Annotated in this window: 22 protein-coding genes and 1 tRNA gene; 12 read left to right on the forward strand and 11 right to left on the reverse strand. The window is 70.6% G+C overall.

The genetic code is table 11. The features are described 5' to 3' along the window. Nucleotides 1-266: 266 nt before the first annotated feature. The 3 genes from IM697_RS04810 to IM697_RS04820 form a co-directional block, all read right to left on the reverse strand. A complete protein-coding gene (locus IM697_RS04810; protein ID WP_194045055.1) occupies nt 267-833 on the reverse strand; it encodes a Uma2 family endonuclease in 567 nt (188 codons plus the stop codon). 642 nt (nt 834-1,475) lie between these two features. Beyond that, nucleotides 1,476-4,187 (reverse strand): caspase, EACC1-associated type, encoded by a 2,712-nt coding sequence (locus IM697_RS04815; protein ID WP_194045057.1) that lies wholly within the window; start codon nt 4,185-4,187, stop codon nt 1,476-1,478. A 49-nt stretch (nt 4,188-4,236) separates the two neighbouring features. Beyond that, entirely contained in the window at nt 4,237-4,593 is a 357-nt protein-coding gene (locus IM697_RS04820) for an effector-associated constant component EACC1 (protein WP_194045059.1), read from the reverse strand. A gap of 241 nt (nt 4,594-4,834) precedes the next feature. Here IM697_RS04820 and IM697_RS04825 point away from each other — a divergent pair, with 241 nt between their 5' ends. Further along, the gene (locus IM697_RS04825; protein ID WP_194045061.1) at nt 4,835-4,996 is read left to right on the forward strand and encodes a hypothetical protein; all 162 of its coding nucleotides are present in this window, start codon (nt 4,835-4,837) and stop codon (nt 4,994-4,996) included. A gap of 138 nt (nt 4,997-5,134) precedes the next feature. Here the strand turns inward: IM697_RS04825 and IM697_RS04830 are convergent. The 3 genes from IM697_RS04830 to IM697_RS04840 all read right to left on the reverse strand — a co-directional run bounded on the left by IM697_RS04830 (nt 5,135) and on the right by IM697_RS04840 (nt 7,897). Then, a tRNA-Arg gene (locus tag IM697_RS04830) sits at nt 5,135-5,207 on the reverse strand. 234 nt (nt 5,208-5,441) lie between these two features. Further along, nucleotides 5,442-5,861 carry a roadblock/LC7 domain-containing protein gene (locus IM697_RS04835; RefSeq protein ID WP_194045063.1) on the reverse strand — a complete coding sequence of 140 codons (420 nt, stop codon included), beginning with the start codon at nt 5,859-5,861 and terminating at the stop codon, nt 5,442-5,444. Beyond that, nucleotides 5,858-7,897, reverse strand: a complete 2,040-nt coding sequence (locus tag IM697_RS04840) for a sensor histidine kinase (RefSeq protein WP_228044505.1) — start codon at nt 7,895-7,897, stop codon at nt 5,858-5,860. Before IM697_RS04840 ends, IM697_RS04835 begins: the two co-directional genes overlap by 4 nt. 547 nt (nt 7,898-8,444) lie before the next feature. Here IM697_RS04840 and IM697_RS04845 point away from each other — a divergent pair. Beyond that, nucleotides 8,445-9,032, forward strand: coding sequence for an NADPH-dependent FMN reductase (locus IM697_RS04845; protein ID WP_194045067.1), 588 nt, complete (start codon nt 8,445-8,447; stop codon nt 9,030-9,032). Nucleotides 9,033-9,244: 212 nt separating this feature from the next. Here IM697_RS04845 and IM697_RS04850 read toward each other — a convergent pair whose 3' ends face one another. Together IM697_RS04850 and IM697_RS04855 are read right to left on the reverse strand one after the other, a co-directional pair. Beyond that, nucleotides 9,245-10,933, reverse strand: coding sequence for an IclR family transcriptional regulator domain-containing protein (locus IM697_RS04850; protein WP_194045069.1), 1,689 nt, complete (start codon nt 10,931-10,933; stop codon nt 9,245-9,247). A gap of 112 nt (nt 10,934-11,045) precedes the next feature. After that, entirely contained in the window at nt 11,046-12,326 is a 1,281-nt protein-coding gene (locus IM697_RS04855) for a M6 family metalloprotease domain-containing protein (RefSeq protein ID WP_194045071.1), read from the reverse strand. A gap of 257 nt (nt 12,327-12,583) precedes the next feature. Here IM697_RS04855 and IM697_RS04860 point away from each other — a divergent pair, with 257 nt between their 5' ends. Together IM697_RS04860 and IM697_RS04865 are read left to right on the forward strand one after the other, a co-directional pair. Then, on the forward strand, nt 12,584-13,228 hold the full coding sequence (locus IM697_RS04860) for a TetR/AcrR family transcriptional regulator (RefSeq protein ID WP_194045073.1): 645 nt from the start codon (nt 12,584-12,586) through the stop codon (nt 13,226-13,228). A 147-nt stretch (nt 13,229-13,375) separates the two neighbouring features. Continuing rightward, nucleotides 13,376-14,917: an MFS transporter gene (locus IM697_RS04865; protein WP_194045075.1), complete on the forward strand. Its 1,542-nt coding sequence runs from the start codon at nt 13,376-13,378 to the stop codon at nt 14,915-14,917. 108 nt (nt 14,918-15,025) lie between these two features. On the opposite strand, the gene IM697_RS04870 is transcribed toward IM697_RS04865, so the two are convergent. After that, on the reverse strand, nt 15,026-15,556 hold the full coding sequence (locus IM697_RS04870; protein ID WP_194045077.1) for a MarR family winged helix-turn-helix transcriptional regulator: 531 nt from the start codon (nt 15,554-15,556) through the stop codon (nt 15,026-15,028). Between the two features lie 120 nt (nt 15,557-15,676). Between IM697_RS04870 and IM697_RS04875 the strand changes: the two genes are divergently transcribed. Then, entirely contained in the window at nt 15,677-16,462 is a 786-nt protein-coding gene (locus tag IM697_RS04875) for a dioxygenase family protein (protein WP_194045078.1), read from the forward strand. A 33-nt stretch (nt 16,463-16,495) separates the two neighbouring features. Here IM697_RS04875 and IM697_RS04880 read toward each other — a convergent pair whose 3' ends face one another. Next, nucleotides 16,496-17,026, reverse strand: a complete 531-nt coding sequence (locus IM697_RS04880; RefSeq protein ID WP_194045079.1) for a GNAT family N-acetyltransferase — start codon at nt 17,024-17,026, stop codon at nt 16,496-16,498. A 170-nt stretch (nt 17,027-17,196) separates the two neighbouring features. Between IM697_RS04880 and IM697_RS04885 the strand changes: the two genes are divergently transcribed. After that, nucleotides 17,197-18,192, forward strand: a complete 996-nt coding sequence (locus tag IM697_RS04885) for a sigma-70 family RNA polymerase sigma factor (protein WP_194045080.1) — start codon at nt 17,197-17,199, stop codon at nt 18,190-18,192. Nucleotides 18,193-18,593: 401 nt separating this feature from the next. Further along, complete coding sequence (locus IM697_RS04890) at nt 18,594-19,178, forward strand: TetR/AcrR family transcriptional regulator (protein WP_194049590.1); 585 nt, start codon at nt 18,594-18,596, stop codon at nt 19,176-19,178. 528 nt (nt 19,179-19,706) lie between these two features. Here IM697_RS04890 and IM697_RS04895 read toward each other — a convergent pair. Beyond that, nucleotides 19,707-20,675, reverse strand: coding sequence for a helix-turn-helix transcriptional regulator (locus IM697_RS04895; protein ID WP_194045081.1), 969 nt, complete (start codon nt 20,673-20,675; stop codon nt 19,707-19,709). Nucleotides 20,676-20,737: 62 nt separating this feature from the next. Between IM697_RS04895 and IM697_RS04900 the strand changes: the two genes are divergently transcribed. The 5 genes from IM697_RS04900 (at nt 20,738) to IM697_RS04920 (ending at nt 26,922) form a co-directional block, all read left to right on the forward strand. Then, a complete protein-coding gene (locus IM697_RS04900) occupies nt 20,738-22,345 on the forward strand; it encodes an MFS transporter (protein ID WP_194045082.1) in 1,608 nt (535 codons plus the stop codon). Between the two features lie 209 nt (nt 22,346-22,554). Further along, the gene (locus tag IM697_RS04905) at nt 22,555-23,316 is read left to right on the forward strand and encodes a DeoR/GlpR family DNA-binding transcription regulator (protein ID WP_194045083.1); all 762 of its coding nucleotides are present in this window, start codon (nt 22,555-22,557) and stop codon (nt 23,314-23,316) included. Further along, nucleotides 23,313-24,260 carry a 1-phosphofructokinase gene (gene pfkB, locus IM697_RS04910; protein WP_194045085.1) on the forward strand — a complete coding sequence of 316 codons (948 nt, stop codon included), beginning with the start codon at nt 23,313-23,315 and terminating at the stop codon, nt 24,258-24,260. The genes IM697_RS04905 and pfkB overlap by 4 nt, the downstream gene beginning before the upstream one ends. 247 nt (nt 24,261-24,507) lie before the next feature. Then, nucleotides 24,508-26,547, forward strand: coding sequence for a PTS fructose transporter subunit IIABC (locus tag IM697_RS04915; RefSeq protein WP_194045087.1), 2,040 nt, complete (start codon nt 24,508-24,510; stop codon nt 26,545-26,547). 120 nt (nt 26,548-26,667) lie between these two features. Further along, nucleotides 26,668-26,922 carry a hypothetical protein gene (locus IM697_RS04920; RefSeq protein ID WP_194045090.1) on the forward strand — a complete coding sequence of 85 codons (255 nt, stop codon included), beginning with the start codon at nt 26,668-26,670 and terminating at the stop codon, nt 26,920-26,922. Nucleotides 26,923-26,932 lie beyond the last annotated feature (10 nt).

A 26,932-nucleotide genomic window follows, 5' to 3' on the forward strand; every position in this document is an offset into this window, starting at 1 on the left:
CGTGGAGTCGGCAGAAAACCCCGTAACCAGGACGTCGCCTAGCGTTACGTCCCCGCACACACGAAAACAGCCAGGATTCGAACCTGCGACACCCGCTTTAGGAGTGGGATCGAATCCTTGCCGGAGGGTGCCCGGCGCTGCCGCGCGGTGCTGCTTCCCCTGGTCAGAACCGTGCGGCGAGCCACTTGGTCCAGCTCATGCCGCCCTGTATCGGGCAGTCCGCTCACGCATCGCTCACGCGCCGCCGACTGCTGAGCAGCGCGTGGTCAGATCTGGCCGAGGTCGATCTCCACCGGGAAGGGGGCCGCTACCTTGAGGACGCCGGTGAACACGTCTCCGTCCCGGTAGGTCTTCGTCGCGGGGTCGAGAACGTAGGTGTACACGAGAGGAACGCCTGTCGCGGCCTGCTCGATCCGCCAGTAGAAGGCGATGCCTGCCTTGGCGTACTGGTCGACCTTCACGATCCGGTCGGTGGTCTCCGAGCCCGGCGACACCACCTCCGCGACCAGCAGCACGTGCTCAGGGCGGGTGGGGGTGACGTCGATCGTGTCCGCGCGGTACACGACGACGTCCGGGCGGCGATTGGTGAGAGGGACGTCCTGGAGCCGGACGTCGAAGTCAGTGTCGGCGTTCCACTCCGGGCCCGCGGCAGCATCCAGGGCGTTCGCCAGAATCCGGGCCAGCCGGTTGTGCCGCTTGGACGCGCTCGGACTCACCACGACCATCCCGTCCACGATCTCGATCCCAGAGCACTGCTCCTCGGACCAGGACTCGTACTCCTCCGCCGTGATCTGCTCATGCATCCACGCCGGGGCCACCATCTCGGCCGTCATGAAGCACCTCCCGGACACTGTGCTGCGGGCCCGATCCCGCTGGATTCAGCGTACTGTCCGCCACCCGTCAGGCACGCTGATCTTTCACGCACCGTCCCCGTCGGTCGGCGTCCCGCCGGCGAGCTCCACGACATCATGATCGTTGGCATGACCCTGGAAGAGGCTGAACTCGGGACCTGCACAGACCGGCCCGCTACAGAGCCGGCAGTACCCCGTCGCTCACGCGAAACGGCCCTGGACAAGGAGCCCGAGGCCGAAGAGGGCGCCTACGTGGGGAGAAACCCAGGGTCAGCGCGTACTACACGGTGCGCGTAGCAGGATTCGAATCTGTGACACTCGCTTTATAAGGGGTTTTCTTGGGGCGGGGCTATGACCTGCGAAAATATCGGCTGCATGGCGTCTGGCCCGGGAATACTCCTCTCCGTAGTTCTCAAGCGTTCACAGGGCTTCCCGGCCTCATGTGTGCTGAATCCGTTCCTCACGGCACCATCCACAGGCCCTCGGCCGCTTGTGCCATCGGTGCAGGGAGGGGACCGCACTGGTCTTGACGTGGGTTCACCGAGGCCGCGACGGGATTGACGGAATCGTCATCAGGCCCCGGCTCGGCCGAAGCGCCGAGCCAGAGGCAAACGGGAGCTTCCCTCACCCACCTCTGGCGAGGCGGAACAGGATGTCCCAGCCCTTGTGCGTGATGCGAGGGTCCTCGTCGGGTGTGGGAGGCCGGCCCAAGAGGTGCTCCCGGTTGAGTCTGGCGACTGCCTGGCAGGTCTTGGGGCCGTAGTGATCGCTCTCGAGAACGAGTTGATCGAGGTACTCGGCCCGCTTCAGGAGTTTCTGCAGCTGCTCGACGTCCGCGTGGACGCGGCCCGGCCCAAGACACCGCGGGAAAGGCGGGACCATGAAGCGTCTGTGCTCGGACTCAAGGGGGATGCTCAGGGCCTGCCCCTCGCGGATGGTGTACGGGACCCGGAGGCCGTTCTCGTCGATGATGCCTGCCTGACGCACGCCGTAGCGGTTTGCGATGTCCTGGATGGTTTCATCGCGTTTAACGACGTACATCACATGCGTGTGCGGTGATGGCTGGTAGGTGATGCGCTGCCGCGGCCACCACGGCCACCAGGGCTCAGCGGGCTTGTTCTGGTTCCGTGCGGCGCGCAGTATGGCGGCGAATTCCTTTTTATGGGAGGCCCGTTGCTCCACGTACCGGGCGCAACCGATCTGCGAACGCTCCTCCAGCCCAATGATGAGCTGTGCCTGCGCAGGCATACTCCACTCGTCGATGACCGCCCTGAGTACCTTGTTGGACAGGGTATTGGCCTCTGCCTTCTCCAGGCTGTCCACCATCGTGGCCACTTGGTGGACGGGGCGTTCGGCGATGCCGAGCAGCAGTTCCGACTTGTGTGGAAGAGAGCGCTCCAGCGCCACAGCGAGCCGGGCAAGGTCACTGGGCGGGTGCGTCAGCCAGAGTTCGGACAGCTCCGTGTCGCTGAGGAACCGTGACCCCGCGACGTCCAAGTGGCGAAGCGTGCCGGCCGCGTGGCCCACGGGGCGGTGGAGGCTCAACCAGAAGATGCGCTCGGCCGGTCCGTCCTGCCCCGCGGCATCCAGCTTGGTCACCAAGTAGGCGGCCTGGCTGGGCGAACACGCTCGGGCCGCATCGTCCAGCAGCTCTTCCATCGCCTGGTCGGCGATCAGCTCGGTGAGGTGCGAGGTGATGGAGGCGAACTCCTCGACTGCCCGCTCCCGCGCGATGTCCACGGCTGCCTCCAGCGCGTGCTGGTGCTGGCCGACCGCCAGCAGATGCGCGATGAACTGGGAAACGTCCTCTGTGGGCCAGTGCTGAACTGCCAGAAACCGGGCCGTGGCAGCGGCGTCGACCAGCCGGTTCGATTGCAAGGCCGCGACCAGCTCCGCCAGGTAGTGCGGGCCGCGTTGGCTCATACCGACCACGAAGATCTGCCGCGCTTGGTGGTCGTACCCTTCCCGCACGAGGACGGAGATCATTTCGGCGGCGTCGATCGCGCTGCGTTTCTCCGCGACGATCTGGGACAGGAGGGCCGCGGTGTCCCGCATGTCGTACCCGCACAGAGACAGGAACAACGCCGTGATGTCGGAGGCCGTACGGCGATCGGCGACGGACCGCGCGACATCGTCGATCAGATGGGTCAGCCCGCCCTGAGCCAGCTCCTGCATCAGCTGGGCAGCTTCTGCCACATCCCTGGTCAGTGCGAAACCCATGAGGAGCGTACGCGCGTGTTCGGCGAGATCCGCCCGGCACAGCGCCTCGGCGAACTGGATGGCCTGCTGGGTCGGCTGCAACCGTACGGAAAGCCGCAACAGACTGACAACGCACTCGTCCGCGGACATTGCGTGCAGCAGGTCCACCAGATACGCGGTTTCCTTCACGGGCCGGGTCAGGAACAGGGTCGGCAGCGCGGCCTCGGCCGGGGCACGATGGCCGGCCTCGAAGAGGGCAGCGAGGAACGGGGCGAGTTCGGCGACGGCTCGTACCTGGAGAGCCGTACGGACGAGGTCGCCTGCGGTGGCCGTGCGTTTCTCGCTCAGGAGGCTCACTGACGTCACCAGCTGGCGGATCGTCGCGGTGCGGGGCGTCGACTCCAGGACATGCAGCATGTCGTGGTGGGTGTCGGCCGGGAGCGTGGCAGGCACATGGGCGCTGTTGCGGATGAAGGGGGTGGCGCCCAGGCCGTTGCGGTCCAGGTCCAGCGGTGTGGGCCGGCTCCTGGCCTTCAGCCGCCCGCGCACGTGGCTGAAGATGACTCTGAGGTCGAGTAGCTCGCCGGCGCCGGGCACGCCCTCGCTCAAGGTCTCGATGAGTTCGGCGGTGAAGGCCGTGAAGGTCTCCCCGGGCGGCGAGAGAGCCACGGCCGTCTCTCTCGCCGCGGCCATGACGTAGGTGCCGTCCACCTCCGCGAGGTCGATGACCGACTCGGACTGGACACCGAACGCCCGTGCTCCGTAGCAGCAGTCCAGGATGACAATGCGGCGGGGCGCTCCGGTTGATTCGATGGGCCGCCTGATCCAGTCGTAGGGGACGGCCGTGTCGTAGACGGAGGCGTTGTCGCTCTGCGGGACGGCCAGGTGCAGGTCCCCCTTGTCGTCGAGGAGACCGTGGCCCGCGTAGTAGATGAGCAACGTGTCGGTCGCCTCGCGCGCGGCCTTCCGCACGGCCTCCGACACCTCGAAGGTGGTGGACGGGTCGACCATGGCGACGCAGTTCTCTGTGCGAAACGGTGCGTCGGCCCGGCACAACAGTGCCTTCAATGCAGGCACATTGGCCTGTACGGCGGGCAGATCGTCCAGATGGGAGTAGCTGCTGGCTCCGATGAGCACGGCCCGTGAACGTTCTGGGCAGGGCAGGTGGTTCACAGTGCGGCTGTGCCTATTCGTGCCCGAGCCGTTCGAGGAGCGCCTGCGCCTCGGCCAGTGAGTCGGTGTTGATCTCGACGGTTGTTCCGTCGGGCCGGCGAACCGTCAGGATGGGCCGCTGCGGTCGCGTGGCCCGCCAGCTCATGAGGCTCACCGCCAACGAAGCGGCGTTGAAGGTCGAACCGAGTACGAGCGAGAGAACGTCGATCACCGAGCCCTGTGCGCCCGGTACCGGCGGGTCCACTGCCCCTAACTGCGGGGCCGCGAGGCGGCTCGTCCGCCGGTCTGATCGAAGCCAACTGTGCAGCGATCTCAACTCGGCTTCTGCCTGAAGATCGTTCATGCCTTCAACGCCAACTTGGACCTGCATGAGCCCCTTCTTCCGTCACGGCGTTCATCGTCCAGACACGTCGTTCATGAAGCGTTGGTTCCCGAGGGGACCAGACTCTATCTGTTGCGGGTGAGCACAGCTGAGGCGCAGCGCTGGTGTGGCTGACTGTGTCAACGTTTGCCTGGCGACCCGTCCGCTCACGCATGAAGCCGCCGACCTGGGTCTGCTCATGCCAGGGAGGCGTTCATTCGGCCCCGGACGCCTCGTCCGGCTGGCCGCAGTGCCTGTTCAGGCGGTCGGCCCACTCCTGATGGCGACCGGCGCGTCGCGCCGGGCCCGCTTCCACTTCTTCCATCCCGACCAGCTCGCCGCGTACGAGCGCCATCCCATCCTGCTGGCCGCCACCGCATACGGCCTCTTTGCCACAGCACCGCGTGGGTGACCGCCGGCTTGGAGTCTGACGTCCACAGGACCGACGGCCCTCATTGGAGCATCGAGGCGCGCATCTCATGTGTGCCACGAGAACGAAAGTCCCTGCCGCCCATCAGGAAGGCAGGGCCTCTGACCTGCTGCGTCTTTGTGCCCCCGGCAGGATTCGAACCTGCGACACCCGCTTTAGGAGAGCGGTGCTCTATCCCCTGAGCTACGAAGGCAGGGATCTCGGAGAGATCCGGCGACTAGCCTAGCGGATAAGGGATCGGGAGTGGGAAAGTTCGCGTTTCCGCAGGTCAAGGGTCTGCCTGGGGTGCTGGTGGTCAGGTGGAGGCAGGGGGAACGGATCGCGTCCTGCCCTGTGCCTCCTCGTCTGTCCTCTGTGCGTACCTTCCTCTGCCCTCCCCCTTCACCCCGTACCGTCGAGAGGCAGGGGCCGGTGAGAAACGTGACCGCTACCGCGCACCCATGGGTGCGGAGTGGAGTTCGCGCACCAGTTGCGGAGTGAGCAGTTCGCCGGCGCGGTCGGCGAGGACCGACATCTCGTAGCCGACGAGGCCGATGTCGCAGCCGTCCGTGGCCAGGACGCCCAGGCAGCTTCCGTCGCGGATGCGGCCGACCATGAGGAAGCCTCCGAGCATTTCGATCATGACGAGTTTCATGCCGCGGAAGCCGTGGGCCGTCGCCGCGTTCTCGGCGAGGCTGGTGATGCCGGAGACGACGGCGGCCAGGTGGTCGGCGCGGTCTCGGCCGAGAGTGTCGGAGGATGCCATGAGCAGGCCGTCGGAGGAGACCGCGACGGCGTCGGTGACGCCGTCGGTGGTGCGGACGAACTCCGAGATGAGCCAGCCGAAACTCTGCACAGGGGTGGTCACGATGACGCTCCTTGAGTGGTTCGGGCCTCGGCACGAGCGACACCTGCGCGGAAGCCGTTGAGCAGGGAAGAGACAGCGGGACGGGCGGGTGGGAGTGTGGTGGTGGGGTCCTCGGTGGGGGTGAGGAGACGCCCGGGGAGGGCCAGGAGGGCGGACAGGCCGCCGCCGGGGGTGTCGAAGAGCTGGACCTGGGTGCCGTCGCCGAGGCGGTGGGAGAGTCGGCCGACGACGAGGTGGCCGAGGTAGCGGGCGGGTGCCGCGAGGAGGGCCTGATCCCCGGAGTCGGAGAAGCGGGCGTGGGCGCGTTCCTTGTCGGCCGCGGACATGCCGACACCGTGGTCGACGACGGCGAAGCAGTACGTGTCGTCCTCGGTGTCGTACCAGCCGTGCACCTCGACCGGTTCGGTCGGTGGCGAGAAGGTCAGGCCGTTCTCGATGAGTTCGGCCAGGAGGTGGGCGACATCGGCGACGGCGTGCCCGCGCACCCGCACCGGTTCCACGGTCGCGATCAGCACCCGTCGGTACTGCTCGACCTCGGCGACGGCGGACTGCACGACCTCCAGCGCGCCGGCCGGCGCTGCCGTGGGCCGCGGCTGGTTGTGCCCGGCCAGCACCAGCAGGTTTTCGGCGTTGCGGCGCATCCGGGTGGCGAGGTGGTCGAGTTCGAAGAGTTCGGCGAGGGCGTCCGGGTCGAGTTCCTGGCGTTCCAGGCGGGTGATGAGCCCGAGTTGGCGCCGTACGAGGTTCTGGTTGCGGCGGCCGAGATTGGCGAGCGACTCGGTGGTGGTGCGGCGCAAGCCGGCCTGCTGGGCGGCGAGGCGCAGGGCGGTGTGTTCCACCTGCCGCAGGGACGCCGCGACCTCGGTGATCTCGGCCGCGCCGTTCCGGAGGCGTGCATCGGGAGAATCCAGGGCATCTGGGGTATCCGGGGCACCTGAGGCACCCGGGGTGTTCGTCGCCAGCAGGTGTTCCACCTGGTCCGGTGGGGACTGCTGGATCCGGGCGACGGCCTGGGGCAGCCGGTGCCGTGCCACGTCGTGGGCGGCCTCGGCGAGCGCACCGAGCGGGCGGGTGAGGGAGCGGGAGGCGAACGCCGCCAGGCCTGCGAGGAGGGCGGCCACCAGCATGCCCGCCGCGAGGTAGGCCGCGAGGCCCGTCTCGGCGTCGTGGCTGAGCCGGTCGGCCCGGCCCCGCACATCGGCACCGACCGACCGCTGGACGGCGTACAGGTCGTCGACGAGTACGGTCATCGCATCCCACCAGGTGCCGGCGTCCACGCGCAGCACGGAACCGTCGGTGGCGTCCTTCGCCCGGTTCTCGTAGGCGGTGGCCCGCTTGGCGTCCGCGGTCTCGAAGGCGTGCGACAGGGCCGTGCGCTGGGGCTGGGTGGCGACCTGCCGGAAGCGGGCCAGGGCGGCGACGCGGGTGGCGCGGACCTCGGTGAAGGCGAGGTACTCGCGGCCGTGAAAGGTGCCCTCGGCGAACACGCCGTTGAGCAGCCCGCGTTCGAGGGCGACGGATTCCTTGGCCGCGGCCAGTTCTCTCAACGCTGCCAGCCCGTCGCTCAGTTGCCGGTCGGTGCCCGTCGCCGTCCTGGCCACCGGGTCGACGGCGTTGAGGGCGTTGATGGCGGTGGTGTAGAAGGTGAGGGTCTCGGCCCGGTCGGCGGTGCCGCGGTCGGCAGCGGTACGGATGCCGGCGAGGTCCGCCAAGTGGCGCAGGACGACGTCCTTGACCGCGCTGTCGTCGCGTATGCCGGGCAGCGCCGCGTCCACGCGCGTCCGCGTAGCGGTCAGCGGTGTGCGGAACCGCTTCTCCCCGCCCAACAGGCCGTTGGTCAGGCCGCGTTCGCGTTGCAGCTGATGCACCAGGGACTGGACCCGCAGGCTGAGGCCGACCTCGGCACGTGTCGTCCGGGCGTCGTCGAGGGCCTCGGCGCGACCCTGCACGGCGAGACCGGCGACCGCCAGCAGCAGGCAGATCGGGACCGTGATGACCACCGCCACCCGGCCCCTGATGCTGCGCCATCCGGGCACCGGCCGACGGTCGGGGGCCGTACGGCCACCGCGGCGGCGCACGGAACGGCCGGGTCGGCCCCTGCCTAACCGTCCCTCACCGATTGCGGCGAGTCTGCCGAGCGGCTGCCGTACCAGCTCCCACACCCTCATACGTCACGAAGCTAGTCCGACCGCCGTGCCGGGCGGTTTCCCCACTGTTAGGCGCGTGGGAAGTTCGGTTGCGCTGCTCTCACAGCGAGGGCCAAGAGGCTGTGACCGTCGCGAAGAGGAACGAAGAGGAACGAAGAGGAACGAAGAGGAATGCCAGTGGCTGACCGACATCGGTCTGGCCTGAGCGCCCGGCCGCTTCTCGCTGTCCGTGCCGCGTTGCCGCAGGAAGGGGCGTCAGGACAGGGGCGGCACTGGGACGTCCTCCAAGTCGAAGGTGCCGCACGCCATGTCGCCGGGCGCGTTCGCGACCCACTGACTCCGGCCCGCCCTTGACCTCAAGTTAACTTGAGATTTTACGTTCGCACTGCGGTTTCTCCCGAACCGTTCTCCCGACCCACGGAATCGAGGTACTCCCATGTCCCTGCCCTCTCTCAAGATCGGCGTCCTCATCGGCAGCGTCCGCCCCGGGCGGTTCGCCGACAAGGTGGCCCGGTGGTTCGTGGGCGAGATCGGGCGCCGTGACGACATGGAGACGCACGTCATCGACCTGTCCGAGCCCGCTCTCGCCGAGGAGCTCAAGCTCACCCTGGAGCGGTCCGAGGGGTCGGGTGACGCGCCGACGCTGGCGGAGCGTGTCGGCGGGCTCGACGGGTTCGTCGTCCTCACTCCCGAGTACAACCACGGCTACCCGGCCGCCCTCAAGCTGGCCATCGACTACGTCTACCGGGAGTGGCGGGCCAAGCCGGTCGGCTTCGTCTCCTACGGCGGTATGGCCGGCGGACAGCGTGCCGTGGAGCAGCTCCGTCAGGTCTTCGCCGAGCTGCACGCCGTCACCCTGCGCGACACCGTCAGCTTTCATATGGCCTGGGAGCAGTTCGACGACGAGGGCCGCCCGCACGACCGCGACGGCACCGCCAAGGCCGCCGCCGTACTGCTGGACCAGCTCGCCTGGTGGGGGATGACCCTGCGGGAGGGGCGGGCTGCCAGGGCGTACGACGGCTGAGGCCCCGGCCCGCCATGTCACCCCACCCCACCCGACCCGGCGGAACCGGCTGCCGCGTCGTTCCACCGCGACCCGTCCGAAGGCGGCCGCCACGTCTTTCCACCGCGACCCGGTCGAACCGGCCGTCACCTCATTCCACCGCGACCCACCCGACCCGGCGGAACCGGCGGCCACGTCACTCCACCGCAACCCGGCCGAAGGCGGCCGTCACGTCACTCCACCGCAACCCGGCCGAACCGACCCACCACCCGCAGCTCGCCCTCCACCCGCCCCGCCGTCTCCATCAGCTCCGGCAGTACCTCCCGCTCGCACTCCTCCACGGACCGCCGAGCCGCGTGCATGGCCACGTTCATCGCGGCGACCACCCGGCCCGTCCGGTCCCGTACCGGTACCGCCACCGATCGCAGGCCCGCCTCCAACTCCTCGTCGACCAGGGCGTATCCGCGGGCTCGGATGTCCGACAGGGCGCTCGCCAGTGCCGCGGGATCCGTGATCGTGCGCGGGGTCAGCGGGCGCAGCGGCTCGGCTCCCGGTGGTGTCGACTGGCCTCCCTCTCCCCTCAGGTCCGCCAGCAGCACCCGCCCCAGCGATGTCGCATACGCCGGCAGTCTCGTGCCGACCGTGATGTTGACGCTCATCACGCGGGTGGTGGCGGCCCGGGCGAGGTACTGGATCTCCTCGCCCGAGGAAGTCAGCACCGCCAGGGACGCCGACTCGTGGACGCGGTCGGCCAGATCGGCCAGGTGGGGGGCCGCGATCTGGGCGAGGGGCGTGCGGGACAGGGGCGGGTAGCCGAGGGACAGTACCCGGGGAGTCAGGGCGAAGGCGCGGCTGCCCGACTGAGTGACCAGGCCCAGGTGCTCGTAGGTGATGAGGGCCCTGCGGGCGGTCGCGCGGGCCAGTCCCGTCGCGCGGGACACGTCGGTCAGCGTCAGCTGCGAGCGGCCCTCGCCGAACGCGGTCAGTACGGTCAGCCCGCGCGCCAGTGACTCCACGAACTCCCGGCCCAGTTCCTGCTTCGAGGCGCCCGTCCAGGTCGCCAGACCCGCCGGACCCGGGCCGGGGCTCGGGGCCGGGGCCTCGCGCAGTGCGCGTTCCATCTCCGCCACCGACGTGCGCAGTCGGGGCAGGAGCGTCTCGCGCAGGTCGGCGGCCGTGTGCCGGCTGGTGTGGCTCACCACGCTCGCCACGCAGGCGATGCGGCCGCCCGCCCGGGGGTCCCTGACGGGTGCGGACACCGCGACCAGCCCGGGCTCGATGAGCTGGTCGTCCAGTGCCCAGCCGTCGCCCCCCGCCCGCGCCACCCGGTGCTCGAAGTCCTCGTCGGAGGACGGGTGGTGCACCTGCCACGGTACGGCCGGAAAGCCCCGGTCCTCCGGGTCGGCCGCCCGGCGCTCGCGCCACGCCCGCCACTGCGCGTCCGTCCACTCCGTCGCGAACAGTGGGCCGGGCGCGGTGCGTTCGGCCGGGAGCAGGTCGCCGATGCGGAAGCTGAGGGACATCGCGCGGCGGCGGGTCGCCTGGTGGATGAAGCGGATGCCGTCGCGGTCGGCGACCGCCAGCGACACCGACTCGTCCAGTTCGTCGGCGAGCGCGTCCGCGGGGGAGGACAGGAGGTCCGGCAGGCCGAGGGCGGCCAGGTAGGCGTTGCCCAGTTCCATGACGCGCGGCGCCAGGACGATGTCGCGGCCGTCGAAGCGGACGTATCCCATGCGCGCGAGCGTGGACGCGATCCGGTCCACCGTCGAGCGCGCGAGACCGGTGCTCCGTTCCAGCGCGCTCGCGCTCAGCGTCCCGCCGGCCTCCGTCAGCCGCCGCAGCACCGCCACCCCCCGGATCAGCGGCGTGACCGCCTCCGCCGGTACGGCACGGTCGTCGTCCAGGGTCGTCTTCGCGGGCATCGGCTCTCCGTACGGCGTTCGCGGCAGCCCTAACCGTAATGCGATCCACGCGCGCGTACGGCGATCAGGGCGCCCGTCCGCGCACGCCCCCGCGCACGCCCCCGCTCCCGGCCTACTCACGGCTCACCCGCACCCGGTACGCGCCCGTCAGGTCCACCCCCACCACCGCCACCCGCACCCCCCGCTTCTCGTCCACGAACTCCTCCCCGGGCCCGAACGTGGCGTCCGACAGTTCGGCGTGGACGTTCGGGCTGCGGGTGCAGCCCCCGCTGTCCTCGCGGGAGTCGAGGACCTTCACCGGGCCCATCCCGGTGTCCACGTCCGCGTCGACCTTGTAGACCAGGACGCCGGGGCGGCAGACGGCCTCGTCGTTGCCCTCGCGGGTGCGCAGTTCGAGGGCGTAGCCGGTGCGGCGGTTCAGCGGGACGAAGACCAGCTTCGGGCCGCCCTCGCGGGCCAGCGGCGTCAGCACGTACTCGGCCGTGCCGCGGCCGGCCGCGCACCGCACCTGTGCGTCGTCCAGCCAGGACAGCTTCCACTTGTGCCAGCCCAGCAGGTCGTTGTTGGCCCCCCAGTCCTCGCTCATGATGTCCCAGTGGCCGACCGCGCCCCCGCCCTCGGCGGTGTACAGGTCGGGCAGGCCGAAGACATGGCCGTTCTCGTGCGGGAGGACACGGTAGCCGGTGCGGTGGTAGGTGCCGGAGCCGTCGTCCTGGCGGGAGTAGACGAAGGACGCGTTGGCCACCGAGACGCCGTCGGCGACCGGGGCCTCGGCGTTGCCGGCGAAGGTCACCGACAGGACCGTGTCCAGGGCGGAGGGGCCGGCGTTCGGTGTCACCAGCACGTTCAGGAAGTCGTACGACCGGAAGTCCACCTTGGGATCGGCGGCGACCACGATGTCCTCGACCAGCTTCCGGTACCCGGGGTCGAAGGGCGCGCCGCGCTCTATGCCGTACGCCCGGAAGGACTTGGGCATGCGCAGCCAGCCGCGGATCGGTGTCTCGGGGCGGTAGTCGAGGCGGCCGTAGGAGCTGGTGCGGTACCAGTCCCGGGTCTGGGGGAAGAACTCGGCGAAACGGTCGAGGGCGCGGCCGCGGCCGGGTGTGTCGGGGAAGTCGACCATCAGGGTGAGGCCGCGGACGGTGCCGGTGGAGCGGGCGTAACCGCGGGCCGTCGGTATGCCCTCGGACATCTGGACCGTCGAGCGGCCGCTGATCATGCAGGGGCGCAGGGCCGAGGGGTGCTCCGGGGAGACCGGGCCGGCTCCGGCCACCGTCGAGGTGCCCGCCGTGAGGTGCCCGGTGCCCGCCGAGGTGCTGACCGCCAGGGTCAGCACGGCGACGGAGGCGAGGGCGGCCACACGGCGGGGGCGTATCCGGCGGTTCGGCTGCATGCATGGGCCCTTTCAGTCCATGGCAGCCGCCGGACTGCGTGCTGCACCCTCTCGATCACCCTGTGTCGAGGGGTGCGCGGGCGCGCGCTGGATGAGACCGAACGTGGGTTCTTCGCCGAAAAGGGTGTGATCTAGGCCACGTGGAATATTTTCCGGACGGGGAAATAACCGGGGACCCTCTCCCCGTTTAGCCATGTGTCCGAGCGAAACGGGGACACCTTCCCCGGATCGCCGCCCAGCAGCATCAGGAGTGCACCGTGCAGACCGTGACCCCCGTACCGCGCAAGGCGCCCCGGCCGCGCGCCGACGCCCTGCGCAACCGGGAGCGGATCGTCAGCGCCGCCCAGGAGATGTTCGTCGAGTTCGGCCCGGACGCGCCGCTCGACGAGATCGCCCGCCGGGCCGGCGTCGGCAACGCCACGGTGTACCGCAACTTCCCCGACCGCGACGCGCTCGTCCGCGAGGTCGTCTGCTCCGTCATGGACCGTACGACGGCGGCGGCCGAGCTCGCGCTCGCGGAGACCGGGGATGCCTTCGGGGCCCTGGAGCGCTTTGTGCACACCGCCGCCGATGAGCGGATCAGCGCGCTGTGCCCGATGATCCAGAGCACGTTCGACAAGAACCACCCGGATCTGGAGGCGTCGCGGGAGCGGACCGAGCAGCTCATCGGGGCGATCATGGACCGCGCCAAGGCGGCCGGCCAGCTCCGCTCCGACGTGGACGTCGGTGACCTCATGCTCGCCGTGGCCCAGCTCAGCCGGCCGCCGGCCGGTACCGGGTGCCAGATCGCCGACCGCTTCGTCCACCGCCATCTTCAGCTGTTCCTGGACGGACTGCGGGCCCCGGCCCCTTCGGTCCTGCCGGGCGCGGCGCTGACCATGGAGGACCTGCGCAAGGCCTGACCGATCAGTTCAGAGCGCGACAGCAGTCACCACACCGAATGCCACCGGCCGTCACAGCCGACGAGCCGTCCCCTTAATCAGTCTTTCTCCGTCCAGTCAGTCTTTCTCCGTCTTTTTCCGTCACGAAGTCCCGAAGTGGGTACACCCATGTCTGAAACGGCCGCAAAGGCTACCGGCAGCGCCCTCGGCGCCGTCGATCCCAACCGCTGGAAAGCCCTCGCGTTCATCGCGATAGCCCAGCTCATGGTCGTCCTCGACGCGACCATCGTGAACATCGCCCTGCCCTCCGCCCAGCAGGACCTGGGCATCTCCGACGGCAACCGGCAGTGGGTCGTCACGGCCTACGCCCTCGCCTTCGGCGGTCTGCTGCTGTTCGGCGGCCGGATCGCCGACCTGTGGGGCCGCAAGCGGGCCTTCGTCATCGGTCTGGGCGGCTTCGCCGCGGCCTCCGCGCTGGGCGGCGCGGCCACCAACGAGGCCATGATGTTCGGCGCCCGCGCCCTGCAGGGTGCGTTCGGCGCCCTGCTCGCCCCGGCCGCGCTCTCCCTGCTCGCGGTGATGTTCACCGACGCCAAGGAGCGCGCCAAGGCGTTCGGCATCTACGGCGCCATCGCCGGTGGTGGCGGTGCCGTCGGTCTGATCCTCGGCGGCTTCCTCACCGAGTACCTGGACTGGCGCTGGACGTTCTTCGTCAACATCCCGTTCGCCGTGATCGCCGCGGCCGGTGCCTGGTTCGTCATCCGTGAGCCGGAGGGCGGCCGCAACCGCTCCGCGCTCGACATCCCCGGCGTGATCCTGTCCACCCTCGGTCTGGTCGCGCTGGTCTACGGCTTCACCCGCGCCGAGTCCGACGGCTGGGGCGACTCGATGACCGTCGGCATGTTCGTCGCCTCCGGTGTGCTGCTGCTGGCCTTCGTGCTCGTCGAGGCCAGGGTCAAGGCCCCGCTGCTGCCGCTGCGCGTGGTCACCGAGCGCAACCGCGGCGGTGTCTACCTCTCCCTCGGTCTCGCGATCATCGCGATGTTCGGCCTGTTCCTGTTCCTGACCTACTACCTGCAGATCGTCAAGGGCTACTCGCCGGTGAAGACCGGCTTCGCCTTCCTGCCGATGATCGCGGGCATGATCACCGGCTCCACCCAGATCGGCACCCGCCTGATGACCCGGGTCGCGCCGCGGCTGCTGATGGGCCCCGGCTTCCTGGTCGCCGCGCTCGGCATGCTGCTGCTGACCCAGCTGGAGATCGGCTCCTCGTACGCCGCGCTCCTGCTGCCCGCGATGCTGCTGCTCGGCCTCGGCATGGGTACCGCGTTCATGCCGGCGATGTCCCTCTCCACGCAGGGCGTCAAGCCGCAGGACGCCGGTGTCGCCTCCGCGATGGTCAACACCTCGCAGCAGGTGGGCGGCGCGATCGGCACGGCCCTGCTGAACACGATCGCCGCCTCGGCGACCACGTCCTACATCGCCGACCACATCGGCGGCGCGAGCAGCCGGACCCAGCAGCAGCTGGTCCAGCTGGAGGGCATGGTGCAGGGCTACACCAGCGCCATCTGGTTCGCCGTCGGCATCCTGGTGGTGGCCGCGGCCATCGCCCTGACCTTCGTCAACGCCGGCCGCCCGGGCGGTACGACGGTGGCGTCCTCCGAGGAGGGCGTCGAGGACGAGGTGGCGGTGCCGGTCGTCGCGCACTGAGCCTGGCGACGACCGTCCGTACCCCTGGGACCAGGCGTACGTGCGGGGATGGGGACGCTCCGTACGTACGGCCTTCAGGACCTGCCCCGGCTCGCTGAAACGAGCGGTTCAGCGCAGCCAGGGCAGGTCCGCACCCGCTTCCGTCGGCTGCAGGCCCTCGGCGACGATCCGCATGATCTCGCCGAGGGCCTTCTGCTGTTCCTCGGTGAGCCGGTCGAACATCGCCTGGCGCACGGCCTCCACATGGCCCGGCGCGGTCTCGCGCAGCACCTGGTGGCCCTCGTCGGTCAGCACCGCGAACTGGCCCCGCTTGTCGTCGGGGCAGTCCTCGCGCCGCACCCAGCCGTTCTTCTCCAGCCGGGCGATGGCGTGCGAGAGGCGGGAGCGGGTGATCTTCGCGTACATCGCGAGCTCGGTCATCCGCAGCCGGCGGCGCGGGGACTCGGCGAGCTTGACCAGCAGGCCGTAGTAGATGTGCGGCATACCCGCGTCACGCTGGAGCTGGCGGTCCAGGTGGTCCTCGAGCAGGTAGACCGCGTCCAGGTAGGTGCGCCAGACACGCTGCTGCTCGTCGGTGAGCCAGCGCGGTTCCTGTTTCGGTGCGGATGCGGGTGGCGCGGAAGTCGATGCCGTATTCATGTACTCCACTGTACGAGAGCTCTCCTTGAATTTTTAACTACTGCGACGTACGGTTTTCCGACAGAGAAGCTTTAGAATTGAAGCAACTGAGACCCCAGGTCTCCGGAGGGAGCCGTCGCCATGTCCGCCGCCACGCAGGAGCGCATGCCCGCTCTCTACCTCAGCCATGGCGCCCCGCCACTCGCGGACGACCCGATCTGGCCCGGCGAGCTCGCCGCCTGGTCCGCCGGCCTGCCACGCCCCAAGGCGATCCTCATGGTCTCCGCCCACTGGGAGGAGGCCCCGCTCGCCATCGGTGCCACCACGACCGTTCCTCTCGTCTACGACTTCTGGGGATTCCCCGAGCACTACTACCAGGTCACCTATACGGCTCCCGGCGCCCCGAAGCTCGCCGAGTCCGTACGGAAGCTGCTGCGCGCCCCGGGCATACCGGTGCAGGACATCCCGGACCGCGGCCTCGACCACGGCGCCTACGTCCCGCTCGTCGAGATGTACCCCGGCGCCGACATCCCTGTCCTGCAGATATCCATGCCGACCCTCGACCCCGCGCGGCTGATGGAGATCGGCCGCAAGCTGGCGCCGCTGCGCGACGAGGGCGTGCTGATCGTCGGCTCCGGCTTCTTCACCCACAACCTGGCCGCGCTGCGGCAGGGCGGCCTGCCCGCGTGGTCGGTGGAGTTCGACGACTGGGGGCGCCGGGCGCTGGAGAGCCGCGACTGGGACGCCCTGCTGGACTTCCTCGACAAGTCCCCGGCGGGCCGCTACGCCCACCCGCGCACCGAGCACTTCGCCCCGCTGTTCGTGACGATGGGCGCGGCGGAGGCGGCCGGTGAACTGGATGCCCAGCGGTCCGTGATCGACGGGTTCTGGATGGGGCTGGCGAAGCGCTCGGTCCAGTTCGGCTGAGCCGTCCGGCCCTGAGGGCCTGCGAAGAGGCCCTCACAGCTCCTTCTCGTACCAGGCCACGTCCCAGTAGCGGCCGAACTTGCGGCCCACCTCCCGGTACGTGCCGACGTGCCGGAAGCCGAACCGCTCGTGCAGCCGCGTGGACGCCTCGTTCGGCTGCGCGATCCCGGCGTACGCGCGGTGCACGTCCTCCTCGGCCAGGGCCTCGAACAGGGCCTTGTAGAGGAGGGTGCCGATACCGCGGCCCCCGGCGTCCGGAGCGAGGTAGACCGTGGTCTCCACCGACGTCTCGTAGGCGGGCTTCGGCCGGAAGGCGCTGGATGTGGCATAGCCGAGAATCCGCTGTGAGGTGCGCCCCGGACCGCCCTGAACGGCAACCATCAGGCGGTGCGGGCCGTCTTCAGGGTGGGAGAGCAGCCAAGGGCGGCGCTCTTCCGGCGTGAAGACCGCGGTATCGAATGTGATGGGCGTCTCACGTACATAGTGGTTGTAGAGGTCGGTGAGGGCCTCGAGGTCGCCCTCGACTCCCGGTCTGACCTGCACCTCTGTACGTTCTGACAGCATCGGTCCTCCTCGTGTGGCCGGACAGGGTACTGCAAGATCAGAAAAATGAGGGGTCGGGTTGGGAATTCTGTCCTGATTCCAGTCGTTGTTTCCATCGAACGGCGGGCACTCGAGAAGAGTCCCAAGCGTTCACGAACCACCCGCCCGCCCCACATCGCAAGGGAGCACGCATGGCAACCCGTGCCGTCGCCCGTCGTCAGTCCGCCACCGGCGAGACCGGCGCGGCAAGCAGTGTTCGCGCCCATGGCGGCGAGATCGCGGACCGCGACCTGGTCGGCATGTACCTCGACGAGATCGCGCGTACGCCGCTTCTCGACGCAGCCAAAGAGGTCGAGCTGTCGCAGATCATCGAGGCGGGTGTGTTCGCAAGGCAGGTCCTCGACGGATACGAGGAGTCCAGGGCGGACGCCACCCGCGAGGAGCTTGAGGCCCTCGTCGCCGACGCCGAGCGGGCCAAGGACATCTTCATCCGCTCCAACCTCCGTCTGGTCGTCGCGGTGGCCCGCCGCTACCCGCGCAGCGGCCTGCCCCTCCTCGACCTGATCCAGGAGGGCAACGCCGGCCTGGTGCGCGCGGTGGAGAAGTTCGACTACCGCAAGGGCTTCAAGTTCTCCACGTACGCCACCTGGTGGATCCGTCAGGCCATCACCCGCTCGATCGCCGACCAGTCCCGCACCATCCGGCTGCCCGTCCACCTGGTGGAGGAGCTGGGCCGGATCCGCCGCGTCCAGCGCGAGTTCAACCGCGAGCACGGCCGTGACCCCGAGCACGCCGAGATCGCCGCCGAGCTCGGCTCGACCCCGGAGCGGGTCGCGGACGTCCTGGACTGGGCCCGCGACCCGGTGTCCCTCAACATGTCGGTGGACGACGACGGCGAGACCCAGTTCGGCGACCTGCTGGAGGACACGTCGGCGGTCTCCCCCGAACAGTCCGTCCTCACCCTCCTGCGCAGCGAGGAACTGGACGACCTGATCGGCCGCCTGGACCAGCGCACGGCATCCATCATCAAGATGCGCTACGGCATCGAGGACGGCCGGGAGCGCACCCTGACCGAGGTCGGCAAGGAGCACGGACTGACCCGCGAACGCATCCGCCAGATCGAGAAGCACGCCCTGTTGGAACTGAAGAAGCTGGCGCGCAGCACCGGCTTCGACGCCGCCGCGTAACCCCCCGCCTTCCGGGGCGGGGGCGTACGCCGGGTGGCCAAAGACCGCGCAAACATGGCGTTGTTACGCCGCTTCAATCCATGGGCCACCGGGAACAAGACCTCCGGGCAAGGGAGTTGGCTCCCGAGGCCGTCCCACCCATCACCGGACCAAGTCCCGACGCACTCCCCCCGGCGCCGGGACCTCCCCCGAGCCGGGCTTCGGCGCCCATCCCCCCTGGGTGCCGAAGCCCGGCTCCTTTTGCGCGCCAGGGCCCACGACAGCCCGAACGGGCAGGCCACCCCGTACCTGAACCACGGGGTGGCCCACCCGAATGGCAGATTGTGCCACATCGGCATAGCCTGCCGAGCGTGAGCAGCCCCACCCCCTCCCTGACGGAGCGACGCAAGGCGGCGACCCGCATGGAGATCGCCCGCGCAGCGGCCGCCCTCTTCGTGCGACAGGGCCTACGGGCCACCCGGGCCGAGGACATCGCCCAGGCCGCCGGCATCGCACCGCGCACCTTCTACCGCTACTTCGCCACCAAGGAGGAGGCGGTGGCCCCGCTCTACGCGGCAGGCGCCGACCGCTGGACCGAGGCGGTCCGCGACGCCCCCGCCGACCTCCCCGTCCCCCAGGCCCTGGAACACGCCCTCCACCACACCCTGACCCCCGGCGCGGGCATCTCGGAGTCCTCCTGGGAATGGGCCCGCACCCTGGTCCGCCTGGCCACGTCGAACCCCGCCCTGCGCAAGGTCTGGGCCGAGGTGTGCCACGAGTCCGAACGCACACTGGCGGACGCACTGGCGGCGAGAACCGGCCACGACAACGTTGCCGCCCTGAACTTCGCGGCAGCCGCGGCCGCCGCGTCCGTACGCGTGGCCGTGGAGACATGGGCCTCGGGCAACGCCCCCGCCCAGGGCCCCGAGGGCCCAGCGTCCCTGGCACGGGCCAACTTGGCAGCGCTGAGAAACTTCCCGTGGGAGAACCTCGGAGCCCGGGCCTGAGGGCCCGCGCGCGGACTGCTGTGTACGGGCGGGCGGGAGCCAGGCCTGAGGGCCCGCGCGCGGACTGCTGTGTACGGGCGGGCGGGAGCCGGGCCCTTGGCCCCGCGCGCGGACTGCTGTGTACGGGCGGGCGGGAGCCGGGCCCTTGGCCCCACGCGCGGACTGCCGTGTACGGGCGGGCGGGAGCCGGGCCCTTGACCCCACGCACGGACTGCCGCGTACGGGCCGGCGGGAGCCCGGCCCGGGGTCCCACGCACCCACGCACCCACGCACCCACAGCCGCGTACTGGACCTCGGGAGCCCGGCCCCTGACCCCACGCACCCGCAGTCGCGTACGGCGGCGAGGGGCCGTGTCGGGGGGTGTCCGCCCGCAGCGGCGGGCGTCAAGAAGGGGGCAACCACCCTGCCCGACGGCAACCGCCCGACCGAGGACGGACACCCCCCGGCGCGGCCCCGACCCACAATGCGCCCGCAGGCGCTACGCGAACCCCCACCGAACCGCAACGGGCCGCCGCAGGCATCCCCGGCTCAACCGCCGGAGGCCCCCCGCGACAACCGCCCACCCAACTCCCGCACACACCGCACCAGTTCCTCCGGCGCCTCCACCACGAACTCGCACCCCACCATCGCCAACCGCACGGCCAGCCACTCCACCGGCTCACTCGTAGCCGCCCGCATCCGGCAACGCCCGTCGCCCAGCGCCTCCGGCACCCCCAGCCACCGAGGCAACCGCGCACTCACGGCATCGGCCTCCGCGGCGAACGTGGCCGCGAACTCGTACGTCTCCTGCCGTGGCCGAATCGACTGCCGCAGATACTCCGCGGCACTCCCCGTGGGCAACTCCCGCGGAGCGAACCGCGCCCCGGTCGCAAGGGGCTCGCTCACCCGGTCGACCCGGAACGTCCGCCAGTCGCCCCGATCGAGGTCGTACGCGACGAGATACCAGCGCCGCCCCGTCGACACCAGCCGATGCGGCTCGGTCAGGCGGCGCGACTCCGTGCCGTCCTTCGCCCGGTACGCGAACCGCAGCCGCTCCCGCCCCGCAACGGTCGACGCCATCACGGTCAGCGTCTCGGGCGCGATGCTCGCCCCGTCCCCACTGGTCAACGGCGTGGTCGCGGCCTGGAGCGTGCTCACCCGGTGCCGTAGCCGCGACGGCAGCACCTGCTCCAGTTTGGCCAGCGCCCGCACCGACGCCTCGTCGATGCCCTCGACCGCGTGCCCCGCGCCGGCCCGCAGTCCGACCGCGATCGCCACGGCCTCCTCGTCGTCCAGCACCAGCGGCGGCAGCGCCTTGCCCGCGACGAGCCGGTACCCCCCGTCGGCGCCCTTGGTCGCCTGCACGGGGTATCCCAGTTCCCGCAACCGGTCGACGTCCCGCCGGACCGTGCGCCGGGAGACCCCGAGCCGGTCGGCGAGCTCGCCGCCTGGCCATTCGCGGGGCGTCTGAAGGAGCGAGAGAAGCGTCAGCAGCCGTGCCGGAGTATCCGTCGTCATGAATCCGAGCATGCCGCAGAACTAGGACACGATCTGACCTACTGCCGGAATACCTTCAAGCCATGACCTCAGCCGAGACCACCCCCAGCCCCACCAGTCCCACCAGTTCCACCCCCAGTCCCACCAGTTCCACCCCCAGTCCCACCGGTTCCACCCCCCGTCCCACCGCCACGACGGCGACCGAGCCCGCCCCGGGCGACCGCCGCCGCTGGTTCGCCCTGGCCATCGTGATGACCGCGGCCTTCATGGACCTCGTGGACGTCACGATCGTCAACATCGCCATCCCGTCGATCCAGCGCGACGCCGGAGCGACCTTCAGCCAGATCCAGTGGATCACCGCCGGCTACGCGCTCGCCTTCGCCGCCGGCCTGATCACCGGGGGACGACTCGGCGACATACACGGCCGCAAGCGGCTGTTCCTCATCGGCATCGGCGGCTTCACCGTCGCCTCCGCCCTGTGCGGCTTCGCCGCGAACCCCGAGATGCTGGTCGCCTCCCGCATCCTTCAGGGCGCGATGGCGGCGCTGATGGTCCCGCAGGTCCTGTCGATCGTGCACGCCACGTTCCCGGCACACGAACGCGGCAAGGTCTTCGGCCTGTTCGGCGCGGTGGTGGGCCTCGGCGCGGTCACCGGCCCCCTGCTCGGCGCGCTCCTGACGGAGTGGAACCTCTTCGGCCTGGAATGGCGCCCGATCTTCCTGATCAACCTCCCCGTGGGCATCGCGGGCCTGATCCTCGGCAGCCGCTACATCACCGAGTCCAAGGCGCCGCGGGCGCTGAAGCTGGACCTGGTCGGCGTCGCGCTCGTCACCCTCGGTCTGCTGATGCTGCTCTACCCGCTGACCCGCGGCCGTGAGCTGGGCTGGCCGCTGTGGGGGTACGGGTCGATGGCGGGCGCGCTCATCGTCCTCGGGGCGCTGGTGGCCTACGAGAAGCGGAAGGCCGCCCGGGACGGCTCCCCGCTGATCGAGCTCCCCCTGTTCAGGGTGAAGAGCTTCGCGGCCGGTATCGCCGTGCAGACCGTCTTCGGTGTGGCGCTCGGCATCTTCTTCCTGGTCTGGACGCTGTACATGCAGTTCGGCCTGGGCTGGGGCCCGTTGAAGGCCGGCCTGACCGGCATCCCGTTCTCGATCGCCGTCTCGACGGCGGCCGGCCTGTCCGTGCAGAAGCTGGTCCCGCGCTTCGGCCGAGGGGTGCTCCAGGCGGGCGCGCTGGTGATGGCGGCCGGCGTTCTGATCTACCTGTGGGAGGCGGGCCGCTACGGTCTGGCCATCGCCCCCTGGCAGATGGCCCTGCCCCTGGTCGTGATGGGCGTCGGCATGGGGCTGATCGTGGCCCCGCTGACGGACGCGATCCTCTCCGAGGTGCCGCGCGAGCACGCCGGTTCGGCGTCGGGCCTGATCAACACCGTCCAGCAGATGGGCAACGCCCTCGGCCTCGGCCTGGTCTCGGTGGTGTTCTTCGGCTCGATCGCCGACCACCTGCGGCCGGAGCAGGTGGGCCCCGCCTTCGTGGACGCCTTCCAGAACGCGCTCGGCTGGGTGGTCGCGGTGATGTGCGCCATCTTCCTGCTGATGTTCGCGCTGCCCGGGCGGCCGGCGCAGCACATCGAGGGAGCGGCCGACGACCCGAGGCCGACGCCGGAGAAGCAGCCCGAGCTGGTGGCCTGACGGCGATGTCCTGAGGGCGGGGGAGGGGCCCGGCACTTCGGTGCCGGGCCTCTCTTCGTGTGCGCTCATGCCTGCTCACAGGCCCGTTCATGCCCACATTGGAACTTGATCACGCCCGATTGAGCCCGAACCTGTTTACTTTCCGGAAATCCGGGCGTAGCCTCCGGGGCGAAACCACAAGTTCGGGCACAGTTCGGAGGCGAACGGACATGTACGCACCGGAGCGGCAGCAGGAGATCCTCCGGCTCGCCCGTGACGGCGGCCGAGTGGACGTCCTGTCGCTGGCCGAGGAGTTCCAGGTGACGGCGGAGACGATCCGCCGGGACCTGAAGGCCCTCGACCGCGCCGGGCTCGTGCGCCGTGTGCACGGTGGTGCGATCCCGGTCGGGCGCCTGGACTTCGAGCCGGACCTCACCGAGCGGGAGTCGACCGCGGCCGACGAGAAGGACCGGATCGCCAAGGCGGCCGTCGCCGAGCTGCCCACCGAGGGCACGATGATCCTCGACGCCGGTACGACGGTGGCCCGCCTCGCCGGCGCGCTGCCGCTGGAGGCGTCCCTCACCGTCGTCACCCACAGCCTGCCCATCGCGGCCCGCCTCGCGGACCACCCCGGCATCCAGCTCCATCTGATCGGGGGGCGGGTACGGCACCGTACGCGCGCCGCCGTGGACGCCTGGGCGCTGCGCGCATACGGCGAGATCCGCGCCGACGTCCTGTTCGTCGCGGCCAACGGCTTCTCCGCCGAGCACGGTCTGACCACCCCCGACCTCGCCGAGGCCGCGGTCAAGCGCGCGGCCGTGGCCGCGGCCCGCCGCGTGGTGCTGCTCGCCGACTCCTCCAAGCACGGCCAGGAGCACTTCGCCCGCTTCGGCGACCTGAGCGACGTGGACCTGCTGATCACCGACAGCGGGCTGAGCCCCGAAGACGCCTCCGCCATAGAGCGCGGCGGCACGGAAGTAGTGCGCGCATGATCCTCACCGTCACCCCGAACCCGTCCCTGGACCGCACCTACGAGGTCCCCTCCCTCGACCGCGGCGAGGTCATCCGCGCCACCGGCGAGCGCATGGACCCGGGCGGCAAGGGCGTGAACGTCTCGCGCGCGGTGGCGGCCGCCGGACAGCGCACGGTCGCGGTCCTGCCCCTGGGCGGCGCGCCCGGCGCACTCGTCGCCGACCTGCTCGACGCGCAGGGCATCGAGGTGGCGCCGGTCCCGGTCGCCGGGGCCACCCGCTCCAACATCGCGCTCGCGGAGTCGGACGGGGTGCTGACGAAGATCAACGCACCCGGGCCCGAACTGTCCGCGGCCGAGCAGGAACTGCTGCTGGAGACGGTGCGCGAGCAGTCGCACGACGCGGACTGGATCGCCTGCTGCGGCAGCCTGCCGCGCGGACTCGCCCCCTCCTGGTACGCCGACGTGGTCACGCGGGCGCACTCCGGTGGCGCGCGGATCGCGCTGGACACCTCCGGTCCCGCGCTCCTCGAAGCGCTGCGGGCGCGGCCCGACGTGGTCAAGCCGAACGCCGAGGAGCTCGCGGAGGCGGTCGGGCGCCCCCTGGTCACCGTGGGCGACGCGGTGAAGGCGGCCGAGGAGTTGCGCGAGATGGGCGCACGCGCCGTGCTCGCGAGCCTGGGCGCCGACGGACAGCTCCTCGTCGACGACGCCGGTGCCTGGTTCGGCAGCGCCCGCGTGGACGTCGTGCGCAGCAATGTCGGCGCCGGCGACTCCTCCCTCGCCGGCTTCCTGATCGCCGGGGGCAGCGGGCCCGAGGCGCTGGCCTCCGCCGTCGCCCACGGCGCGGCGGCCGTACAGCTCCCCGGCAGCGTGATGCCCTCGCCGGCGGAGCTGGACCTGGCGGCGGTGACGGTCACGGCCGAGGTGCCGGTGGATCGCGTACTGAAGGAGCCGGTGTCATGACGAGTGTCGCAATTGTCACAGTTCTTGCCGATCGGTTCGTCGAGCGGCGAAGCTCGCTGTTACTCACGGCCAAAGACGGACGGCAGGGCCTCCTGAGCCGCTCTGCCGCCCGGAGGAGGCGGGACTTCCCCGACCCCGCCTCCTCCACCCCCAGCCCCCACAGCAGTCCCGCCACCCCCCATGGCACCCCCGTCCCCTTCCCCGCCCACCAGACTCCCCGGGCGATACGCGTGCGAAGGAGCCCGCGATGAGCGACATGATCACCGCGGACCTGGTCGATCTCGACCTGTCCGCCGACACCAAGGAGGCGGCGGCGCGCGCCCTCGCCGAGCGCATGGTGGCCCTGGGCCGGGTGACCGACCTGGAGGGCTTCCTCGCCGACGTGGCCGCCCGCGAGGCACAGATGCCGACCGGCCTCGACGGCGGCATCGGCATCCCGCACTGCCGCAGCGAGCACGTCACCGAGCCGACGCTCGCCTTCGGGCGCAGCGCCGCCGGCATCGACTTCGGCGCGGCGGACGGCCCCGCCGACCTGATCTTCCTGATCGCGGCCCCGGCGGGCGCGGACGACGCCCATCTGACGATCCTGTCGTCGCTGGCCAGGCAGCTGATGAACACCGAGTTCACGGACGCGCTGCGCTCGGCGGGCGACGCGGCGTCGGCGGCGGCGCTGATCCGGGGCGAGGAGCCGCCGGCCGCCGCTTCGGAAGAACCCGCAGACTCCGTGGCGTCGTCGGTGGCGGCCTCCTCCGACGACGCCACGGGAACCACCACCGACGCCTCCGACGAGCGCCCCTTCCGCATCGTCGCCGTCACCTCCTGCCCGACCGGCATCGCCCACACCTACATGGCGGCCGAGTCGCTGGAGAACGCGGGCCGTGAGGCGGGCGTCGAGGTCGTCGTCGAGACACAGGGCTCGGCCGGCTTCACCCGGCTCGACCCGGCCGTCATCGCGGCGGCGGACGGTGTGATCTTCGCCCACGACGTGGCCGTACGGGAGAAGAGCCGGTTCGCCGGCAAGCCGACCGTCGACACCGGTGTGAAGGCGGGCATCAACCGCCCCGCCGAACTCATCGCCGAGGTCCGCGAGAAGGCGGCCCGCGGCGAGGTCACCGCGGCGGCCGGGCCGGGCACCCCCGTGGAGCGCACCGGCGAGCCCGGCGAGGGCTACGGCACCAAGCTGCGCAAGTGGCTGATGTCCGGCGTGAGCTACATGGTGCCGTTCGTCGCGGCCGGCGGTCTGCTGATCGCCCTCGGCTTCGCGATCGGCGGCTACCAGATCAACGAGGCCAAGTCGGTCACCGAGCACTTCGACTGGGGCCAGGTCGACAGCTGGGGCGCGCTGCTGTTCCAGATCGGCGCGGCGGCCTTCGGCTTCCTCGTCCCGGTCCTCGCCGGATACATCGCCTACGGCATGGCCGACCGGCCGGGACTCGTGCCCGGCTTCGTCGGCGGCGCGATCTCCGTCACGATCGGCGCCGGATTCCTCGGCGGTCTGGTCGCCGGTCTGATCGCCGGTGGTGTGGTCCTCGGCATCCAGCGCGTCAACATCCCACCGGTGCTGCGCGGCATCATGCCGGTGGTGGTGATCCCGCTGGTCTCCTCGATCGCCGTCGGCTTCCTGATGTTCGTGGTGATCGGCAAGCCGATCGCCGAGGCGCAGAAGGGCCTGACCGACTGGCTGAACGGTCTCTCCGGCACCAACGCCGTCCTGCTCGGCATCCTGCTCGGCCTGATGATGTGCTTCGACCTCGGCGGCCCGGTCAACAAGGTGGCCTACACCTTCGCGACGGCCGGCATCTCGGTCGCCGCCCCCAGCGACTCCGCGATGAAGATCATGGCCGCCGTGATGGCCGCGGGCATGGTCCCGCCGCTGGGCATGGCCCTGGCGACCTTCGTCCGCAAGCGCCTGTTCACCACCGCCGAGCGCGAGAACGGCAAGGCCGCCGTGGTCCTGGGCGCCTCCTTCATCTCCGAGGGCGCGATCCCGTTCGCCGCGGCCGACCCGCTGCGCGTGATCCCCGCCTCCATGGCGGGCGGCGCGGTCACCGGCGCGCTGACCATGGCCTTCGGCTCGACCCTGCGCGCCCCGCACGGCGGCATCTGGGTCACCTTCCTGATCGGCAAGCCGTTCCTCTACCTGCTGGCCATCGCGGCCGGTACGGCGGTCACGGCGGGCCTGGTCATCCTGCTGAAGGGCATGCGCAAGACGGCACCCGACGGCACTGCGGCCGCCAAGTCCCCGGCGGTCGCGGGCGCGGAGGCCAAGCAGCCGGTGGCGGCGTAAGCCCTCCGCCGGACAGGCCGCCCGCTTGTCCCTTTGGGGCGCTGTGAGTTGTTCACGGCACCTGCGAGATACATCACGGTCCGGGCCCTTCGGCTCGGACCGTGATGTCTACTGGGGCGTATGCCGGAAAACGTCTCGATGCTCCAGCTCCTGGGCCCCGTCGTGCTCGCCCTGGCGGCCGCGCTGTGGGTGACGGGACTGATCCGCCTGCTGCGCCGCCCCCGCCCGGTGCACCCCCGACGGGCCACCGACCAGAAGCTCTCCGGCCTTCCGCCCCAGCGGCAGACCGCCCCCGACCGGGAGTCCGTCGAACTCACCCCGGCGGAACGGGACGCCTTCGCGGGCCTGGTGCGCCGCCTCGACGACGGCCGCTGAGCACGGAGCC

It is taken from the genome of Streptomyces ferrugineus, from assembly GCF_015160855.1.
Lineage (GTDB): Bacteria > Actinomycetota > Actinomycetes > Streptomycetales > Streptomycetaceae > Streptomyces > Streptomyces ferrugineus.

What these genes read in the sequence shown, in the direction of transcription:
- IM697_RS04810 (WP_194045055.1), bottom strand. Translation starts at nt 833, where the DNA reads ATGACGGCCGAGATGGTGGCCCCGGCGTGGATGCATGAGCAGATCACG.
- IM697_RS04820 (WP_194045059.1), bottom strand. Translation starts at nt 4,593, where the DNA reads ATGCAGGTCCAAGTTGGCGTTGAAGGCATGAACGATCTTCAGGCAGAA.
- IM697_RS04845 (WP_194045067.1), top strand. Translation starts at nt 8,445, where the DNA reads ATGTCCCTGCCCTCTCTCAAGATCGGCGTCCTCATCGGCAGCGTCCGC.
- IM697_RS04850 (WP_194045069.1), bottom strand. Translation starts at nt 10,933, where the DNA reads ATGCCCGCGAAGACGACCCTGGACGACGACCGTGCCGTACCGGCGGAG.
- IM697_RS04855 (WP_194045071.1), bottom strand. Translation starts at nt 12,326, where the DNA reads ATGCAGCCGAACCGCCGGATACGCCCCCGCCGTGTGGCCGCCCTCGCC.
- IM697_RS04865 (WP_194045075.1), top strand. Translation starts at nt 13,376, where the DNA reads ATGTCTGAAACGGCCGCAAAGGCTACCGGCAGCGCCCTCGGCGCCGTC.
- IM697_RS04870 (WP_194045077.1), bottom strand. Translation starts at nt 15,556, where the DNA reads ATGAATACGGCATCGACTTCCGCGCCACCCGCATCCGCACCGAAACAG.
- IM697_RS04875 (WP_194045078.1), top strand. Translation starts at nt 15,677, where the DNA reads ATGTCCGCCGCCACGCAGGAGCGCATGCCCGCTCTCTACCTCAGCCAT.
- IM697_RS04880 (WP_194045079.1), bottom strand. Translation starts at nt 17,026, where the DNA reads ATGCTGTCAGAACGTACAGAGGTGCAGGTCAGACCGGGAGTCGAGGGC.
- IM697_RS04885 (WP_194045080.1), top strand. Translation starts at nt 17,197, where the DNA reads ATGGCAACCCGTGCCGTCGCCCGTCGTCAGTCCGCCACCGGCGAGACC.
- IM697_RS04890 (WP_194049590.1), top strand. Translation starts at nt 18,594, where the DNA reads ATGGAGATCGCCCGCGCAGCGGCCGCCCTCTTCGTGCGACAGGGCCTA.
- IM697_RS04895 (WP_194045081.1), bottom strand. Translation starts at nt 20,675, where the DNA reads ATGACGACGGATACTCCGGCACGGCTGCTGACGCTTCTCTCGCTCCTT.
- IM697_RS04900 (WP_194045082.1), top strand. Translation starts at nt 20,738, where the DNA reads ATGACCTCAGCCGAGACCACCCCCAGCCCCACCAGTCCCACCAGTTCC.
- IM697_RS04905 (WP_194045083.1), top strand. Translation starts at nt 22,555, where the DNA reads ATGTACGCACCGGAGCGGCAGCAGGAGATCCTCCGGCTCGCCCGTGAC.
- pfkB (WP_194045085.1), top strand. Translation starts at nt 23,313, where the DNA reads ATGATCCTCACCGTCACCCCGAACCCGTCCCTGGACCGCACCTACGAG.
- IM697_RS04915 (WP_194045087.1), top strand. Translation starts at nt 24,508, where the DNA reads ATGAGCGACATGATCACCGCGGACCTGGTCGATCTCGACCTGTCCGCC.
- IM697_RS04920 (WP_194045090.1), top strand. Translation starts at nt 26,668, where the DNA reads ATGCCGGAAAACGTCTCGATGCTCCAGCTCCTGGGCCCCGTCGTGCTC.